The organism is Gilvimarinus gilvus (genome assembly GCF_030518155.1).
Lineage (GTDB): Bacteria > Pseudomonadota > Gammaproteobacteria > Pseudomonadales > Cellvibrionaceae > Gilvimarinus > Gilvimarinus gilvus.
This window is the reverse complement of the sequence record NZ_JAULRU010000418.1, coordinates 74,291-92,451: the sequence shown is the minus strand read 5'-3', so window position 1 is coordinate 92,451 and position 18,161 is coordinate 74,291. Positions and strand designations below refer to the sequence as shown.

The window sequence follows — 18,161 nt, the reverse complement described above, 5'->3', positions numbered from 1 at the left end:
CTGGAATTGGTGCAAGGTTGCTAATTCTGCCACTGTGATCGCTCGCGCAGTCGCTCTGTAGGCGGGATTGGGGAAGTGGATCTATGGGGACGGCTATGGCAACGTCGGGGAGTTAAGCATGATCTGCAATAGAAGAGTTTGAATTCTCGCGGTGCACCCGGTGCGACGCACCCCACTAAAGTAAAAAGCCACCTCCGGTGCTATCGAAGGTGGCTAATTTATTAAACGCCAGCGGCTATGTCGTAAGTGATTTCGTGCTCATCTTTGGTATTGACGCTCTCCAACAGTTTGCTGCTACCACCCGAGCGAACATTGAGGTTTCTGGCCTCAAGCTGCTGGCAGCCGGCTGCAAAGCGATTACTTTCTACGACATAGAAAATGGGCCAAAGCGCCTTTGCTGCGTTAGTTTTGCGTTGTTGCGTCGGCAAGGAGTTGCGCTTGTAGGCTAAGCTCGGCCGCCTTAAAGGCGTGAGCCTGAGTCATGGCGTGCTCGGTGCGGTTCATTACATCCAATATGAGTTGGCCAAAGAACGGAAAGCCGGTTTGATCAAGGCATTCAATTTCTTGCTCCCTTTCTGCATTTACCAGTAATAGCTTCGAGCTGGGCGTTTGCCGCCCTACATCCAGATACTTGCGCAGCTCCAAGCTACCTTCAGTACCGACAATAAAGGTTCGCCCATCGCCCCAGCTGGTTTGACCCTCTGGTGTAAACCAGTCAACACGGGTGTAAAAGGAGCTGCCATTATCGCCAGTCAGAGATATTTCACCAAAATCTTCCAGGCCGGGCCGGTCCGGATTATTCAAGTTGCTTGCACGGGCATAATTTACAGTGGCACTTTTGCAGTTGGCGTAGGTAAGAAATTGTTCAACCTGATGGCTGCCAATATCGGTAAGAATACCGCCGTATTGTTGCTTGTCGAAAAACCACGCGGGCCGGGTTGATTTTGCCAGCCGGTGCGGCGCCAGGTTGAGTACTTGTATCACGCGCCCGATGGCACCTTCTGCAATTAACTCCCCCGCTCGCCAGGCGGCATCGTTGTGCAGCCGTTCGGAGTAGTAAACCATGTACTTTTGCCCTGTTTGCGCTACAACTTTCTCCACTTGTTCTAACTGTTGCAGGGTCGTAAAGGGGCTTTTGTCGGTAAAATAATCCTTACCGGCGCGCATCACTTCTATACCGATGCTAGCGCGTTGATTGGGGATTGCAGCCGCTGCGACCAGTTTTATATCTGGGTCGTCGAGCAGTTCCTGAAAATCACTCGCGACTTGCACTTGCGGGTAGCGCTGGACAAATTGCTCGACTCGCGCGGGGTCTGTGTCGTATACATATTTTAAAGTCCCCCCCGCATCGATTAAGCCATTGGTTTGTCCGTAAATATGGCCATGGTCCAGGTGCGCAACTGCAAATTGAAACTCGCCTTCGGCAACGACTTTTTCGCTTTCCGCTGTAGGCGCGTAGTTAGCACCGTCTTTCACGTCGATATGTTTTTTCATTACCCTACTCTTTATATCTTTTCTGCGCGGTATTACAGCCAACCCAATTTTACACTGGTGGTATACAGAACACTGGCAATAACGGTGAGAATACACAGCAACATGGCGGCATTGTATATAGTCCGCTTGCGACCCGCGGGCATGTCATCGCCAAGGTAGTCGCGGCGGTTATTCAACAGCAGCCAGCCAATGTAGGCGATGGGCAAAAGTACCCCGCAGATGGCCGAGGTTGGCAATACCACATAAGCTCCCATACTGCTCCAGACAAATACGCCGAGTACCGCCGGAGTGGGCAGCAGCAAAGCCAGCCGATAGCGTAGACTATTAGTAGGCCAACCAAACATTTCGCTTGCGGCAAAACCGCAGGTCAGCATGTGCATAACCAACGAGCCCACAGCCATTCCTAGTATGCCCAGGGAAAAAATTAATCGAGCCGGCACTTCACCGAGCCCTGCCTGCACAAAAATCTGACTTGCCATCGCGGGACTGAGCTTGCCACTGATATCGGTATCAATACTGCTCAAGGCGCCTGCGGCGGCAATCGAAATAAGACTTGTCACCAGCACATAAGGCAATACCAGCCCCATAATAATGTCATAGCGCGAGAGCTCGCGCTGCGCTTTACCCCAGCCTCGGTTCAGAAGTGTGTAGCCGTAAACAAATGTCATGTTAATGCCAACGGCTGCGCCCAGTGCCGCCATGATGGTCATTACCCCGTCCGAGTCTGTTGGTAGGTTACCGGGCACAAACCCGTGCAATACCCGCAACCAATCGACCTGCCCGTTCCAACTCGCGGTCACCACGACGAAAGCGAAGGCGAGCACAGTCAAGATACTCAGCCATTTAATACCGTTTTCAAACAGCCTTACGGTACTTCCGCCTTTGCCGTAGTGCCAGGCGGTGTAGGCACAAAACGCCCAAACAATAATGGCCAGTGCAAACAGGTACAACTCCCGAGCGTTGCCATCGTCTAACTGAAAGCCCGTGGTTACCGTGACCACTTCCTCTGCCATGCCGGCGCTTAACGGGTAATGCGAAAATCCCCAGATAATACTGGATGCCAGCGCAGCCAGTGCCCAGCCCCAAGCCAGTGCTGGGTGAATGCGGGACATGGCCTTAAAAGGCCTCTCGCCGGTGGTCAATGTTTGGTGCGAAAGCGCAAACAACATGATGCAGCCGATTAACATGGCCAATGGTTGCACCCAGAGCAGCTCGTAACCATACACACCGCCAATGGTTAGCGACGCAATAGCGCTGCCACCGCCAAGGGTCATCGCCCCCTGCAGCCAACCGGGGCCACTTAGACGTACATAGCCGACTGCGCGCGCCAGAGGCGGACGCTTGGCAATATCCGCGAGTAGCTGAGACTGTTCGTTGTCGGACTGACCGAGTGTGGCTGAATCGGTTGAAGAGTCGCTCATAAAATTCCGCTGCTGTTATTGTTAGAGTGTTTAGCGATAAGACTTATTCATATCGATCGAAACGTCAATGTTCGCTTTTTTACGCAGGCTAGACTGCGCGATGTGTCGTTCGAGGACTTTTTGGTAGTGGGCACTATTAAGCGGTAGGTCGACCTCAGTATTCTCCCAGCTTGACAGTAACATGGCGTTAGCCAATGCGAGTGAGTGCAGGCCTTGCTCAGCCGGAGCAATCAAAGGTGCTTGCTCGCGAATCGCGTCGATAAAGTTTTGAATCACCCGCGCGTGCTGATTTACCTGACGGTCTGGGGTAATGTCTTCGCGAGTCACGGCTGGAGTGCCGAACATGTCACGGGTTGATTTACAAAATCCGCTTGTCGATTCGCTGTTAGTGAAAAGGGTTAGTCGGTCACCGTCAAAACTCAAGGTGCCAAGGTCGCCAACGATATCAAATCGATTAATGCCCGGTGCTTCGCCGGTAGAGCCAACAAATAGGCCGCTGGCACCATTGCGGTAGCGCAAATACGCTGTCGCCTCATCCTCGACTTCAATGTCATGGTATTTACCAAAACTGCAAAAACTTCGCACCGAAACAGGCAGGCCGCAGATCCATTGGAAAATATCCAAATTGTGAATGCACTGATTCAAGAGCAATCCACCGCCCTCGCCTTTCCATGTGGCGCGCCAATCGCTAACCTGGAAGTAGACTTCGGGGCGAAACCAATTGGTCATGGTCCAATGTGTGCGTTGGATAGCGCCAATGCGGCCACTATCCATTTGTTCCTTCATAGCAACAAACAAGGGGTCCGTGCGCTGATTTAGCATGAGCGCAAAAACCTGTTGCTCCGACTGATGCTGTTTAAGAAGTTGTTCGCCTTCGTGACAGGATAATCCAATGGGTTTTTCAATCAGTACATGCAGGCCTTTTGCCAACGCGTAGTTTGCTTGTTCAAAGTGAGCCATGGTGGGTGTGGCTATTAGAACGGCATCGACCAACCCCGAGTCTATAAGTTGGCGGTAGTCACTAAAGTGTTGGACGGACTCAAGACCCGCGATTGACGTTGGCTGGCGGGAGCACAAAGCGGTAATCTCTCCACCCGTTACCGCTGTCTGAATGTGTTGAATATGCTGCTGCCCAATATTGCCAAGCCCAATAATGCCGAGGCGTACAGGGTTAGTGGCTGTGCTCATGGCGAATTGTCCTCAATCGGGAGTACTTAAATTATATATTTTGTTAGCAACACGCTTTCATTCAATGTTGCACAATACGTATGTGTATTGCGAGAGCGCTTAGTCATACTGCATTAAACATGTCTTTGACTCAACGCTCCATATATGTGTCAGTCAGCGTTAGCCGACGAATGGTCACCACTAGCGGGTAGCCTTAACCACGACAACCTCGCTGGGCCCATAGCCGTAGCGTACCGCCTTTGCCAACACCTTTCCATTCTTTGGTGCCGTAAATGGGAGCGTATAAACACGCCAAATATCTTCGCCTTCGAATTGGTACGCTAGGGAGGCTCCTTCGGTATGGCTGGTTAACGCGACCGCCCCACCGGAGGTTCGGCTAACCGTTGGGGCCGCCGTTACCGGTTGTTTGCCGCCTGGCCAAAATTCCTGTCTTAATGTTGATTCACTAATTAGCCCCTTGTCGAGTACCCTACTCTGCCAATCGTTAAGTGCTCCTTGCATTTGCCGCAAAATGTTGGCGTAGTCTGGCTTGGCCGCCAAATTATTAATCTCGTGTGGGTCAATGCTCACGTCGTAAAGTTCGTACTCGGGGCGAGCATTAAACCAATGGGCGATGGCTGGAGCGGGATTTATGGCGTGTTCGTCCATATAGCGCCAAAGTTCCCCCATCAACGCTTGCTGTTCGCGGTAACTAAGCCTAACGGCGCCAGGTTTATTGGGTAAGTAATTGCGAATTAACTTGTACTGCTTTGAACGCACTGCGCGCTCACGAAATAGGTGTTCATCTAACCGGTCTTTTGCTGCGTAAATATACTCTCGTTTAGGCGCGTTTGAATGAGTCAAACGAGCTTTACCATCCATATAAAACGGGGTTGGAACTTCCGCCATGCTGAGTATGGAGGGCGCGATGTCGACGAAGCTGATCAGCTGGTTGTCTACTCCGATATCACTTCTCATTGAACTCCGGTAACGCTTAGGCGTGTGCACTATCAGTGGGACGTTAATACCACTGTCATAGAGCTCTCGCTTTGCTCGCGGTAAACCATCCCCATGGTCTGTAGTCCAAATGACTATTGTATTTTCTGATAAACCACGAGACTCAAGTTGGTCGAGCAACTTACCCACTTGGAAATCCATGGTTTGAATATTGTTGTAGATACGGGAAATGTCGCGCCGTACAATTTTTGTATCGGGGTAATACGGAGGAACCTTAACTTCGGATTGAGCCGTAGAGTCCTGCACCTTTTGTTTAACGAGGTTTGCGTTATAGTGTTTGTCAAAAGTTCTGCTTTCATGGGTGATGCCAAAGTGATACATGCCAAAAAATGGCTGGCTCAATTTGTCTGGCAACCAATCTAAGGCAACGCCTTCTTTATCCCAAATCGTCAATGGGCCAGTATTCGCTCCATAACGGCTAAATTGATAATCTAGCTTACCAGTAATATAAGTATAATATCCCGCTTTACGCAAAAGCTCAGGAAATGCTTTCACTTCTGGTGGCGGTACGGCCAAATATTCTCCAATGGGGGAGCTGCTGGTCCGCATATGTTGAGCGCCAAGCTCGACTTGATTTACGCCGGTTATTAATGCCGCACGACTAGGCGCGCATACACCCGCGGTGGTGAAGGTGTTTGGGTAGCGTAAAGATTGCTGGGCCAGTTTATCGAGTGTAGGCGTTTTAGCTACTGGATCACCAAACGCACCGACTCTGGGGCCCATATCTTCAGCTACCAGCAACAGAATATTGGGAGGTACTTGTTGCGCAATTGCAGAGGTTCCTGTTGCTATCAGTAAGTAAAGGATTGCGACGGGTCTGAATAAAATTAACTTGGCCATACGAATACAGGGCGCTCACGCGCCCTGTTCCTTTGCTAATTTACTAAATGCTTGGGTTTAGGTTTTAGGAAGTCCCTAAGCACTTTGTCACCCTCCTTGCGCTTCCAACGTTCGGGAAAATCGGCGGCCTCGGAGCGGTCTTTCTCGCGGTATACCGCGCCGGGGGTATATTTTTCCGTGTAGGGAATAACATTCTCTCCGTTGGAGTTGGTGATGCCTAAGAACAATTCATGCCGCATTTGGGCGATGAGTTCTTGGTGCTCTGGCGACTCGATTAAATTATTCATTTCCTTAGGGTCGTTTTCCAGGTCGTAAAGCTCTTCGGTATCCCATACGCCATGGTACTGAATTAGCTTGTACTTATCTGAGCGCAGGGCAAAGGTGGTCGGTGTGTGCGGGTAATTGAATTCCCAATAGTATTCATAGACTAATTCTTCGCGCCAATCCTCCACGCTCTTGCCTTGCGCAAGTGGAAGAAAGCTAGCGCCTTCGAATTGCTCTGGCATTGTGGTAACGCCGGCGATGTCCAGCACAGTGGGAGCAATATCAAGGTTAGCCACTATGTTGTCGACCTTTTTTCCTTTTGGTAGATAACCAGGAGCGTAGGCAAGCAGTGGCACGCGCATGGATTCTTCATAGGCATTGCGTTTGTCGATCAGGCCGTGCTCGCCAAACATAAAGCCGTTGTCGCCCATCAGCATCACTACTGTGTTATCGGCCATGCCGTTGTCTTCCAGCCACGTTAAGATGCGACCAATGCTGTCATCCACCGCAGAAAGGGTGCGATGGTATTGGCGTTTGTACTCCTGAACATCAAGCTCACTGTGATATGGGAAATCAACGCCGTGCCAACTGTTGCGTTGATTCTTAACCCACATCGGTTTGCCGTGATAATTTTCTTCCGTGTTTGCCTGGCTGGCCGGCACTTCAATGTCGACATCGGCGTACTGGTCTTTATGGCGCGGCGCAGGTTTGAAATCGGCGTGAACGGCTTTGTGCGAAAGGTACATAAAAAACGGCTTACTACTTTCTCTGCTGTCAAGCCAGCCCAAGGCGTAATCGGTTAGCTCATCAGTAATATAGCCCTTTTGCGGCACGTGGGTACCATTGATGTTGAACTGATTTACTTCACCGTTAGATCTTTTTACGGGGTAGTAATGCCCTTGGCCGGCAAAACTCAACCAGTGGTCAAAGCCAGGCTGTGGCTCGTCGCCATGCCCCCCCATATGCCATTTGCCGAAAAAACTGGTTTCATAACCGGCTTTCTGCAAATAGGACGGAAAGTAAACGGTACCTTCACGCGCGGGGTTATTGTTATCTACCACACCGTGATTGTGCATGTACTGGCCGGTTAAAATACTCGCCCGGCTGGGTGAGCACAGTGCTGTGGTGACAAACGCATTGCGAAAGTGAACGCCCTCGTTTGCCAGCTTATCCATATTCGGAGTGTTAAGGCGCTTATTCATAAAACCCATTTCGTCGTAACGCTGGTCATCCGTGAGGATATAGATGACATTCATGGGTGTGTTTTCGGAGGCGGCGTAGGTGTGTGAGACGACGCACAAGAGCAATCCGGGCAAGAGCCGCTGGAACCATTGTATAAACATGAGAAAATCCATTATCGTTTTAATTATTATGTGCCAAGGCCGCGGATGTTACCGAAGCCAGTAGCACACCTCACCCCGGCCCCGTATCGCGGTAAGGGTGACTAGGGCTTCAATACTAGCCGTTAATGTTATAGTTTTTCAGCCTCTGTAGGTAAAGAAAGGTCAATCGCTACAGGGAATGGTTAGCAGCAGTAGTGCCCCTTTATGGCGTTGTTCCGCGTGTATATACTCGGGTAGCTCTTCCTGTAATTACGCGGTATGCCGAGGGCTGCGGCTACGAGTAGCCAGGCACGGCTCACTCACACAAAACGGAATTTAACACCAACAGCCGACCTTCGAATGTGTGTGGGCGCAGAACGATATCGATGCATTACAGATTTGCGATTGTTATATTGAAGACCCATTAGTAATATAATACCACTATGCGATCGACCTGGCTTAAACGGGCGAGGATCAAATAAAAAGCAATAACGATGAGGTTACCCAATGCGCATTCTGCTGTTAACGCTACTTTGGAGTATGGTTTGTGCCTGCTCCCCCATGCCTACCGATACAGTAAATACCCCCTCCCCTGAATCGGTAAAAGCACTTACGCAAAAGGTGGCGGATTGGCAAATCGACACTTTTTACCAGCAAGGTGAGTACCGAGCTCTACCCACAAACCCACCGGATTGGGCGAATCGTGAGCAATATCACGACCTGGAGTGGCATCACGGCGCACTGTACGCTGGCATGAACCAGTGGCGTAAAGTGGCCGATAATCCTGAAAAGTACACCCAGTGGCTTAAGGATATTGGCGAGCGCAATGATTGGAAACTGCATAAACGCCCTTACCATGCCGACGATCACACTGTTGGCCAGTTTTATCTCGCCCTGTACGAAGATTTTAACGATCCCGCTATGCTCGAACCTACCCGGGAGCAATTAGACTGGATTATGGCGAACCCCAAAACCGGTACCTTAGAGTGGGAAGCAGAAAATACCCACGCACACGATCGCTGGGGCTGGTGCGACGCTTTGTTTATGGCGCCTCCAGTTTGGGCCCGCATGGCTAAAATTACTGGCGACCAAAAATACCTCGATTTTATGGACCGGGAATATCACGCCACCTATGATTTGCTGTGGAGCGAGAAAGATCATTTGTTCTGGCGTGACTCAAGCTTCTTCAAGCATTCAGAAGAGAACGGCGAAGATATCTTTTGGGCCCGGGGCAACGGATGGGTTTTTGGTGGCCTGGCACTGATGATTCCGGATTTACCTAAAGACTGGGAAGGTCGAGATTTCTACGTTGAGCTCTACAAAAAAATGGCGGCTCGACTGCTTGAAATTCAGCGTGCAGACGGCACCTGGTCGATGGGCTTGCTAGGTGGCACCGAGGGCTACCCCATTATTGAAACCAGTGGTACGTCCTTTTTTACCTTTGGCCTCAGCTGGGGTATCAATCAAGGCATACTAGATCGCGATACCTATGAGCCATCTGTGTTACGGGCATGGCAAGCATTGACGGGAGCCGTTACCGATGAAGGGCTACTGGGTCATGTTCAACCGGTAGGCGCGGCGCCTGGCGACTCTTTCGCTGACTACACCGAAGTGTATGGCGTTGGTGCATTCCTCGCCGCCGGCAGTGAGCTATACAAAATGCTGACGCCCGAGAAAGCCCAAAAAAAAAGATAACTGATGTACAAACCTATATGTACAACAGCGGCTGGTGTTGGTTTCAGGACCCGCGAGCCATTATTCACAACGGCAAGCTGCTCATAGGTGGTGTTGCCGGCAACGGCCGCGGAGACGCGGCTGTTGGTGTTTATGACTTGAAGGCCGACGCCCTACTCGGCCGAACCACTGTCCACGATCAATTCGATCACGACGACCACAATTCTCCCGTATTTTACGCCCGCCCGGACGGCAGTGTACTGACCGTTTATGCGCGTCATAGCACGGAAAACATTCACTACTACCGAATCTCCGAAAAGTCGGATTATTTGAACTGGGGTGAAGAGCAAACCGTTGAGTACAGTGATGCGGTGACCTACATGAACCTGTACCATTTGAGTGCGGATGACAAACTATACAATTTTTATCGGGGCATCGATTGGAACCCCACAATGGTTGTATCAACTGACCACGGTGCCACTTGGGGTAAAGAGCAACATTTCATCCAAAATGAGGTTGAAGGCCGCCACCGCCCTTACACCCGTTACACCAGCAACGGCAAAGATACGATTGGCATTTCGTTTACCGATGCCCACCCGCGGGATTACGGTACCAGTATTTACTACGCCGAGTTTCGCAACGGTAACTTTTATCTGGCCGATGGCACTTTCATTAAAAACCTTAACGAGGATGGCCCACTGAAACCATCCGAAGCCGAAAAAATATTCGCGGGTGGAGGCGGTGGCTTTAGAGGCCATAAACTGAGTGCGGAGAAAAGTGCCTGGACCAGCTCAGTAGCAATCGATTCTATGGGCCACCCACATATCGCCTACTCACTTTATTTGAGTAACACCGATCAACGCTACCGTATAGCGTCTTGGGACGGCAGCCAATGGATTGACCGCGAAGTCGCCTTTGCCGGTACTCGGTTGTATGAGCGTGAAGCAAGCTACACAGGGCTTATCACTCTCGACCCCACTGACCCATCAAACGTTGTCATATCAACCGATGTCGATCCTAACTCAGGCGAGCCTCTGGGCGGAAAACATCAAATCTTTAAAGCGCGAATCGCCGATACTGACACGACAAACAATGTTGACTGGCAACGGATTAGTTTCGACGATAAACGCCACAATATTCGCCCCATGGTTGTCAGCGAAGGGGACACCAAACTCATACTTTGGTCGCGTGGGCAGTTCAATACCTACACCAATTACTATCTGGATACCGTGGGCGTAGACGTTAGCGCTCAGTAACTCGTAACACTGCTCACCACCACCCTTGGGCTTGCGCATATACTTATTATGCGCAACCCTTGGGGCCAGCGCTCGAGGTGGCTATACAGTAGAGGTTGTAGCGATGGACACAGTCATTGGTATAGACTGAGCGTTCATTCTCCGCTACGTATACAGCCCCTGCCAATGGAAAAAATTCAAACACTCTGTCCTCACTGCTTAACGGCAAACCGAATCGACGCCGCTCGGCTTAACGACGGCCCCAAATGCGGTAAATGTCATGAGCCAATTTACACCCACGCTCCGGTTACGGCCAATGACAGCCAATTCAACACTTGGGTAAATAGAGAACAGCTGCCTCTTGTGGTCGACTTCTGGGCCACCTGGTGCGGGCCATGTCAGAGCTTTGCGCCGGCATTCGCCAAGGCCGCGCAAACACTCGAACCTATGGCTCGATTTATCAAAGTCGATACTGAGCAGGCGCAACAAACCGCTGCCCAGTTTGGTATTCGCAGCATTCCCACTCTGATGGTTTTTAGGCAAGGGCAACCCATCGCACAGCAAGCAGGCAGTCTACCCTACCCCGAGTTTCTGAAGTGGTTGCATGAAACATTGGCCTAGGCTTAATCCAGTCACAATTAGATAGCGCCGTATGCCAACTAAAGATGACGCAATGGAACTGTCCCGTATCCCAAACCTATTTCCTGGGCTAGACAAACCACTGGCTATTGTCGATATCGAGACGACCGGCGGCAGCGCGGGCCGCGACCGCATTACCGAAATTGGCATTGTCGAGGTCGATGCCGATGGGGTTCGTGAGTGGAGCACATTTATCAACCCGCAAGTACCCATTCCCCGCACCATTCAATCGCTAACCGGTATTACCGATGATATGGTGGCCGATGCGCCACTGTTTGAGGAAGTGGCTAAAGACATTATCACGCGCCTTGAAGGTAAAACGTTCGTTGCTCACAATGTTCGCTTTGATTACGGATTTATCCGCAACGCGTTTGCCAGTTTAGGCTACCCACTTAAACTGGAGTTGTTATGTACAGTAAAATTGTCGCGAGCGCTTTACCCTGAGCACAAGCGCCACAGCCTGGAAACCTTAATAGATAGGTTTAATATTGCAACCGACGCGCGCCATCGTGCATTGGCAGACGCCCGCGCGACTTATCAGTTTATGTGTGCCGCGCAAAAGGACAAGTCGCCGGAAGACTTTATGGCCGCGGTTCAACAACAAACGCGCCGCCCCAGCTTGCCGCCGGGGCTCTCCGCTACGGCGTTAGACGAGCTACCAACCTGCGCTGGCGTGTACTACTTTTTTGGCGAGAACGACAGCCTTCTGTATATCGGTAAAAGTATTAATATTCGCAAACGTGTTATGTCGCATTTTACCGGTGACAAAGCCAGCGAAAAAGCCATGGCCATGTGCCAACAAATACGCCATATCGAAACTCAAACCACCACTGGCGAGTTAAGTGCCCTTTTACTCGAATCGAATGAAATAAAATCAAAGCAGCCTTTGTATAACCGGCGCCTACGTCGACTGAGTACACTCTACACAATACAATTACGTGAAGACCCCTCAGGCTTACTTTGGCCCCGTGTGACAAAGGCACAAGATGCATCTCGTGGTTTAAAAATGTATGGGTTGTTTCCCTCTGTTAAAAAAGCCAAGAGTGCCTTGAATGATTGCGCAAAATCAAACGGCCTGTGTGACCATGTACTAGTAAATTTTGGCGAGAGCAACTCAAAAAAATCCTATGCGGATATTAGCCACTCACCTTGTATGGGAAAACAACTGCATCGTTGCCGTGGCTTATGCACCGGCGAGTTCAATTTTTTACAACACAACGTGCTGCTAATGGAAGCGTTAGGGGCGCTAGCATTGCAAGCATGGCCCTATGATGGCCCGGTTGCACTGCTAGAAAATCAAATTACGCCAGATGCAGCTACACAATATACGGTATTTCTTGTCGATAACTGGTGCGTGCTACAACAACATCAGGGGGAAGGTCCGATCACCGCTCGGGGTGTTCAAGAAATGCTCAAATCGACCGAAGCTGAATTGCCGATGCTTGATCGGGATCTATACCGTTATCTGGTTAAAGTGGTTTTGCAAGGTGCCTATGGCATAGAGATAATCGCGCTGACAGACTGAACACAAACCCGAGTCGTGCAATGCGACCTAAATAATCAGTGCAGTACAATCTCTACATTTTGAACAATGTGTGGCGACGCAAATCTCACCGGACGCACCACGCACTGACATTTAACGCTTTTCTGGCGTTTAAAAAGACTTCGCCAAAATCCTTGATTTGTAACAACGCGCTTGGATTGCGTCGCCAAGCCTAGCAGTAGACCAAGCAAGCCTTTGAATTTACCAGCGTTGCCTATGAGCAAGTTTGGTAGGCCCGCAACGGATTATTTACGCAAACCCGATAAATATTTACAAATACTTATAGCGTAAACGGCAGGCAAGATGCGCCCACTCCCATTATTTCTGCGGTGTTCAGGTCAGTTGCCTATAGTGTGGGATGAACTCGCATATTCCCTTAATTTGGGGTATCTTAATCGCAGGTTATAGTCCTAATGAATATATGGCGGTGTCCCGGAGCTGCCATAAAGCCAAATAATAAGAGGAGCCACTCATGCACCAACGTTTTTCCTGGCGTCCAATAGCCGCCGCAATTGCGTGCTCAACCATACTGTCGGCATGCACAACCTACTCTCAAACCGACTCACCAAGCGCCTTGACTCTCAATACGAAAGAGTACTTCGAATCCGATGCAGTCGATGTGCTTGCGTTCTCGAGCAAACCCGGCGGCCTATTCTTCGACTCCAAAACTGCCGGCATTGAAATTATTCATCACGGTGAACGCACAGCCACTAATGGCGATGTGCGCCTCTTACATACGCCGGAACAGTGGGACGGCATGGGCCAGTTTGTCTCCAGAGAAGTCAACCAAGAGACCGGTACGATAACCACCCAACTCGCCTACCCCGAGCTGGATTTCTCCTACGCGGTTAAGGCAACCGTAGAGGACAAACATCTGGTTGTGAGCGTTCATTTAGATCGCCCGCTACCGGCAGAACTGGTCGGCAAAGCGGGATTCAACATGGAGTTTGTGCCAGCCGAGTACTGGGATAAATCGTACCTAGCCGATGGTAAGCCAGGCCAGTTCCCGCGCTCAGCATCTACTCCCTACGGCATGATTACCAATGAACAAGGGCTAACAGAGCCAACGGCTTTTGCCTCCGCCAATAGCTTTGTATTTGCACCGGGCGACCCTGAGCGCCGCGTGACCATCACCGAAACACTGGGCGATGGCGAGCTTATGTTGTTTGATGGCCGCACCAAGGCACAAAACGGCTGGTATGTGGTGCGCGACATGATTCCCGCCGAGAAAACCGGCAAAGTGGTTGAGTGGACCTTAGATATTAACGCTAAACCTGGCTGGGTACGCGAACCGGTCATCGGCTTTTCTCAGGTGGGGTATCACCCATCGCAAAGCAAACAAGCCGTTATTGAGTTAGACGTAAACGATGCGCCGGAGTCTACCGTTGAGCTATTGCGCATCAATGCCGATGGCAGTAGCGAACAAGTTTTACAAAGCAAGCCTGCGAGCTGGGGAAGCTACCTGCGCTACAATTATATAACCTTTGATTTCTCTGGTGTTACAGCGCCCGGGCTTTATCAGCTGCGCTACGGCAATCAAACAACACCGGCCTTCCCAATCGATACCGATGTACTCGCCAAAGCGTGGCAGCCAACCTTGGATTTTTTCTTCCCTGTGCAAATGGACCATATGCTGGTGCGTGAAGCCTACCGGGTATGGCATGGTCGCTCGCATATGGACGACGCTCTGCAAGCGCCGCCCAACTACGAACATTTTGATCTCTACGCCCATGGCGAAAACCTGGACACAGAGTTCAAACCCTTCGAGCATATTGACGGACTGGATTACGGTGGCTGGTACGACGCCGGGGACTACGACATTCGCACCCAATCGCAATACCACACCGTGCAAGGTTTAGTGCATGCCGTAGAAGAGTTTGGCATTGAACGCGACAACACCACGGTTGATCAGGCGAAAAAATTCACGCAAATTAACCGCCCGGATGGCAAGCAAGACATACTGCAACAAATCGAACACGGTACCTTGGCGTTAATCGCCCAACACCGCGCCATTGGCCACGCCATTCCGGGTATTGTCGCCGGTCGCTTGTACCAGTATCCGCATTTGGGAGACGGCTCTACCAAAACCGACAACATGGTGTACGACGCGAGTATGGACCCACACGCGAGCGAACGTGGCGTTGGCAAAATGTACGAGCCATCGACGGTTGATCCAACGGCCGGTGAAGATTTAATGCCTGAGAATGGCACGCACAGCGGCCGGTTTGATGACCGCTGGGCTTTTACAACCAATAGCACTGCGCTTAATTACGGTTCGGCGGCAGCACTGGCAGCGGCCAGCCGTGTACTCGGGCCGATTAATCAAGACTTAGCTGACGAAAGCTTAACAACGGCGAAAAAAGTATGGGAGTATGAAGCCAACCGCGAACCCAATACCTATCGGTTTGGCAATACAACCGGCGGCCGGCTGGAAGAAGAAAAGCTGAAAGCCGCCGTAGAACTGCTCATTACGACCAAGGAAGACAAGTACGCCCACTCGATTAACGAGTTATTGCCTGAAATCGAAGACAACTTCCGCGGCGAGAATATTGCCATGCTCGTCGGCGCCCTGCCCCATATGAATGACGCCTATTCGGACAAACTAAAAGCTCTGACGGTGCAGTACCGGAAGCAGGTTGCTGATATTGAAAAAGACAATCCTTACGGTGTACCTATCACCCGCGGTGGCTGGGCAGGCAATGGATCGGTGATGAGTTTTGGTATCAGTAATTATTGGCTGAACAAGGCCTTCCCTGACATTGTTGAAGAAGAGCTGGTATACCGCAGCCTTAATTATATTTTCGGTACCCACCCAGACTCCAACTACTCTTTTGCATCGGGCATTGGCGCCCAATCGCAAACCGCAGCCTACGGCGCAAACCGTGCCGACTTTTCGTATATACCGGGCGGCGTAGTTCCGGGGGTGTTGGTACTGCCACCAGATTTACCGGAAAACAAAAGCAACTGGCCGTTCTTTTGGGGGCAAAATGAGTATGTGATTCCGATGGGAAGCCGTTACTTATTCCTAACCCATGCCGCACAAACACTACTTGAAAAATAGTTGAGAAAGATCCGGCCCCTAAAAAGGCCGGTTTTTTCCGCTGCGCTGCAGTGTTTGTGTTTCCCTCATAACTCTGTGCTTACTCAAACTCAGGTTGATCAGCACAAAAAACATAACGATTGCATCAGGTTATGTGTTTATTGAATTTGAGGTTTACTATATTTTGGCCACAAAAAAAGGCAAGCCGCTATGGCTTGCCTTTTTTATAAGAAACAGTGCGCTATTAGATAGCTACAATGTTCTCTGCCTGGGGGCCTTTTTGACCTTGAGACACGTTAAACTCTACCAATTGGCCTTCGGCTAAGGTTTTAAAACCTGAGCTTACAATGGCACTGAAGTGTGCGAATACATCTGGGCCAGACTTCTGTTCAATAAAACCAAAGCCTTTAGATTCGTTAAACCATTTTACGGTGCCAGTCGTTGAATTAGACATAATAATTATCCTGTAGAAAAAATATAAGAGTGCCTTCGTTAGGCACGAATAAGCGGGAAATATAAACCGAGTTTTAAAAGCTACAGGACGAGGAACTACTAAGAACGCAACGAAATGGAGGTCATAAAATTTGAATTACTTTCAAGCTGCATCCACAGTATAGGCCTTTGCAGGTAAAGTCAATCTATTTCAATGGATGGGAGAAATTTAACCTGCGGTAAAGCCTGAGTACGCTGGGGGTTTCCACAGCCTGCTAGCTCATTAACCGCAACATCTTAGCGATATTGACTAACGTAGAACCTGACTTCACTGAAAATCAGAATAAGCTTGCCCCCTATTTGATTTTTATTCTCTAGGGGACAAGCCTACGCAAGTGCTAGCCTTAATCTGTTGCCAGGTGCCGAACAGATCTCGCGGAAGGTTTTAGCGATCAAACTACGCATCCCGCTCCACATACTCAAAAAACTCGAAGTCTGCTGGAATACGGCTACCGCTGATGTCATGACAAGCCATGCCGACAAAGGCTCCGGTGAAACTTTTACCGGCACCCCGCCCCGCTTCATCAGAAATAAGACTGTAATCTAGCTTCCCGCCCGCCTGTTGCCAATCTTCGCCGTTTAACGACCAAGAGAAAATCAGGCTGTCAAAGTCTACATCCGCTTTAAGGTAAATCGCGCCCTGCTTAGGTAGGCTAATATTAGCCGCATCATTGTCATAACTAAAATTCCAACGCTCGTCACCGGCTACCGAAACCACAGATAAATATCGCTCACCGTTTTCTTGGCAACCAATATGCAGATAATGCAGCTTATGGGCGTTGTAGTAACAAATTAAGCCCGCCTGCTGCTGAATGGTGTATGGGTCAAACTCCACTTTGGTGCTCGCGGTAAAACGAAATGCTTGTTGGCGGCGTGCAATCAAAGATTGTTTAAACCAGGAGCCAATGGACTCGTGCCCATATAAGCGCAAATACCCTGGCCTATCCTTGAGTGTGAACATTTGCTCGTCCCAAGGTACGCGCAGCCACTGGAAATCAATCGGAAGCTCACCGCTATCGAAGGTCGTCTTATCGGGCGCTTGAGGCCACGGGTGCAAAGCTAAGCTCGGCGCAGGCGTTTCCAAATCTGGCTTATTGCTACCGTTGGCGAGCCGCAACCAGCCATCACTGGTCCACATGCCTTTTTGAATGGCGGTTTCTCGCCCGAGCGGGCAGCGCTTTTGTTCGCAACCATTGAGGGAAAGTGGTCGCCCCGTTAAATGAACGATATAAATTTCGCCGTTAGGGGTTTCGACCCAGTCGCCGTGCCCCGATCTTTGTAGCGGTAACGTGGGGTCATCTTTTGAGGTCACAATATGGCTAATCGGGTCAAGCTCGTAGGGCCCGTCAATGTTTTTCGAGCGAGCCATCGTCATCGCATGATTATATTCTGTACCGCCTTCAGCCGTCAGTAAGTAGTAAAAACCATTTCTTTTGTAGATATGCGGGGCTTCGGTCAAACGTAGTTCACTACCGCGAAATATATTTTTTATCGGGCCCACCAGCTTTTTCTGCTCTGCCGAGTACTCCTGCAACAAAATGCCATTAAAGGGGTGAATGCCCGGCCGATAATCCCAGTCGACATTGATCAGCCACTGGCGCCCATCGTCGTCATGAAACATTGAGGCATCAAAACCGCTGCTGTTTAAGTAAACGGGATTCGACCACTCGCCATCAATCGTGGCGCAAGTTGTTAGATAGTTGTGCGTGTCTTTAAAGCTGCCTTCATGGCGTTTCACATCCGTATAGACAAGGTGAAATAAACCCTCGTGCCAGGTTAGGCACGGCGCCCAAATACCACCAGAGTCGGGGTTGCCGCGCATATCCAGTAACTCCGCGCGGTTTAAGGGCTGAGTTACCAAGCGCCAGTTCACTAAATCTCTGGAATGGTGAATTTGCACACCCGGATACCATTCAAAGGTAGAGGTGGCGATGTAATAGTCATCCCCAACCCGCACTATTGACGGGTCGGGGTTAAATCCTGGCAGGATAGGATTTTTAATCATAGTCAACT

General features: G+C 50.3%; 13 protein-coding genes. 5 read left to right on the top strand and 8 right to left on the bottom strand.

Annotated features, from left to right (window positions below; translation table 11 throughout):
• Positions 1-221: 221 nt before the first annotated feature.
• The 6 genes from QWI17_RS07225 to QWI17_RS07200 form a co-directional block, all read right to left on the bottom strand.
• Positions 222-428, bottom strand: coding sequence for a hypothetical protein (locus QWI17_RS07225; protein ID WP_302721845.1), 207 nt, complete (start codon positions 426-428; stop codon positions 222-224).
• Positions 403-1,494, bottom strand: a complete 1,092-nt coding sequence (locus QWI17_RS07220; protein WP_302721844.1) for a Gfo/Idh/MocA family protein — start codon at positions 1,492-1,494, stop codon at positions 403-405. Before QWI17_RS07220 ends, QWI17_RS07225 begins: the two co-directional genes overlap by 26 nt.
• Positions 1,495-1,526: 32 nt before the next feature.
• The gene (locus tag QWI17_RS07215) at positions 1,527-2,915 is read right to left on the bottom strand and encodes a divalent metal cation transporter (RefSeq protein ID WP_302721843.1); all 1,389 of its coding nucleotides are present in this window, start codon (positions 2,913-2,915) and stop codon (positions 1,527-1,529) included.
• Between the two features lie 30 nt (positions 2,916-2,945).
• Complete coding sequence (locus QWI17_RS07210) at positions 2,946-4,103, bottom strand: Gfo/Idh/MocA family protein (protein WP_302721842.1); 1,158 nt, start codon at positions 4,101-4,103, stop codon at positions 2,946-2,948.
• A gap of 180 nt (positions 4,104-4,283) precedes the next feature.
• Complete coding sequence (locus QWI17_RS07205) at positions 4,284-5,939, bottom strand: sulfatase-like hydrolase/transferase (protein ID WP_302721841.1); 1,656 nt, start codon at positions 5,937-5,939, stop codon at positions 4,284-4,286.
• 35 nt (positions 5,940-5,974) lie between these two features.
• The gene (locus QWI17_RS07200) at positions 5,975-7,546 is read right to left on the bottom strand and encodes a sulfatase family protein (protein ID WP_302721840.1); all 1,572 of its coding nucleotides are present in this window, start codon (positions 7,544-7,546) and stop codon (positions 5,975-5,977) included.
• Between the two features lie 486 nt (positions 7,547-8,032).
• On the opposite strand from QWI17_RS07200, the gene QWI17_RS07195 reads away from it, so the two are divergent.
• From QWI17_RS07195 to QWI17_RS07175, 5 genes are all read left to right on the top strand, one after another.
• On the top strand, positions 8,033-9,220 hold the full coding sequence (locus QWI17_RS07195) for a glycoside hydrolase family 88/105 protein (protein ID WP_302721839.1): 1,188 nt from the start codon (positions 8,033-8,035) through the stop codon (positions 9,218-9,220).
• Positions 9,221-9,237: 17 nt separating this feature from the next.
• The gene (locus QWI17_RS07190) at positions 9,238-10,455 is read left to right on the top strand and encodes a BNR-4 repeat-containing protein (protein ID WP_302721838.1); all 1,218 of its coding nucleotides are present in this window, start codon (positions 9,238-9,240) and stop codon (positions 10,453-10,455) included.
• Positions 10,456-10,620: 165 nt separating this feature from the next.
• Positions 10,621-11,055: a thioredoxin TrxC gene (trxC, locus tag QWI17_RS07185; protein ID WP_302721837.1), complete on the top strand. Its 435-nt coding sequence runs from the start codon at positions 10,621-10,623 to the stop codon at positions 11,053-11,055.
• Positions 11,056-11,086: 31 nt separating this feature from the next.
• The gene (locus QWI17_RS07180) at positions 11,087-12,598 is read left to right on the top strand and encodes an exonuclease domain-containing protein (protein ID WP_302721836.1); all 1,512 of its coding nucleotides are present in this window, start codon (positions 11,087-11,089) and stop codon (positions 12,596-12,598) included.
• A gap of 490 nt (positions 12,599-13,088) precedes the next feature.
• The gene (locus QWI17_RS07175; protein WP_302721835.1) at positions 13,089-15,677 is read left to right on the top strand and encodes a glycoside hydrolase family 9 protein; all 2,589 of its coding nucleotides are present in this window, start codon (positions 13,089-13,091) and stop codon (positions 15,675-15,677) included.
• Between the two features lie 223 nt (positions 15,678-15,900).
• On the opposite strand, the gene QWI17_RS07170 is transcribed toward QWI17_RS07175, so the two are convergent.
• Positions 15,901-16,110, bottom strand: a complete 210-nt coding sequence (locus tag QWI17_RS07170) for a cold-shock protein (RefSeq protein WP_302721834.1) — start codon at positions 16,108-16,110, stop codon at positions 15,901-15,903.
• A 435-nt stretch (positions 16,111-16,545) separates the two neighbouring features.
• Positions 16,546-18,153 (bottom strand): glycoside hydrolase family 43 protein, encoded by a 1,608-nt coding sequence (locus QWI17_RS07165; protein WP_302721833.1) that lies wholly within the window; start codon positions 18,151-18,153, stop codon positions 16,546-16,548.
• Between the last annotated feature and the right edge of the window lie 8 nt (positions 18,154-18,161).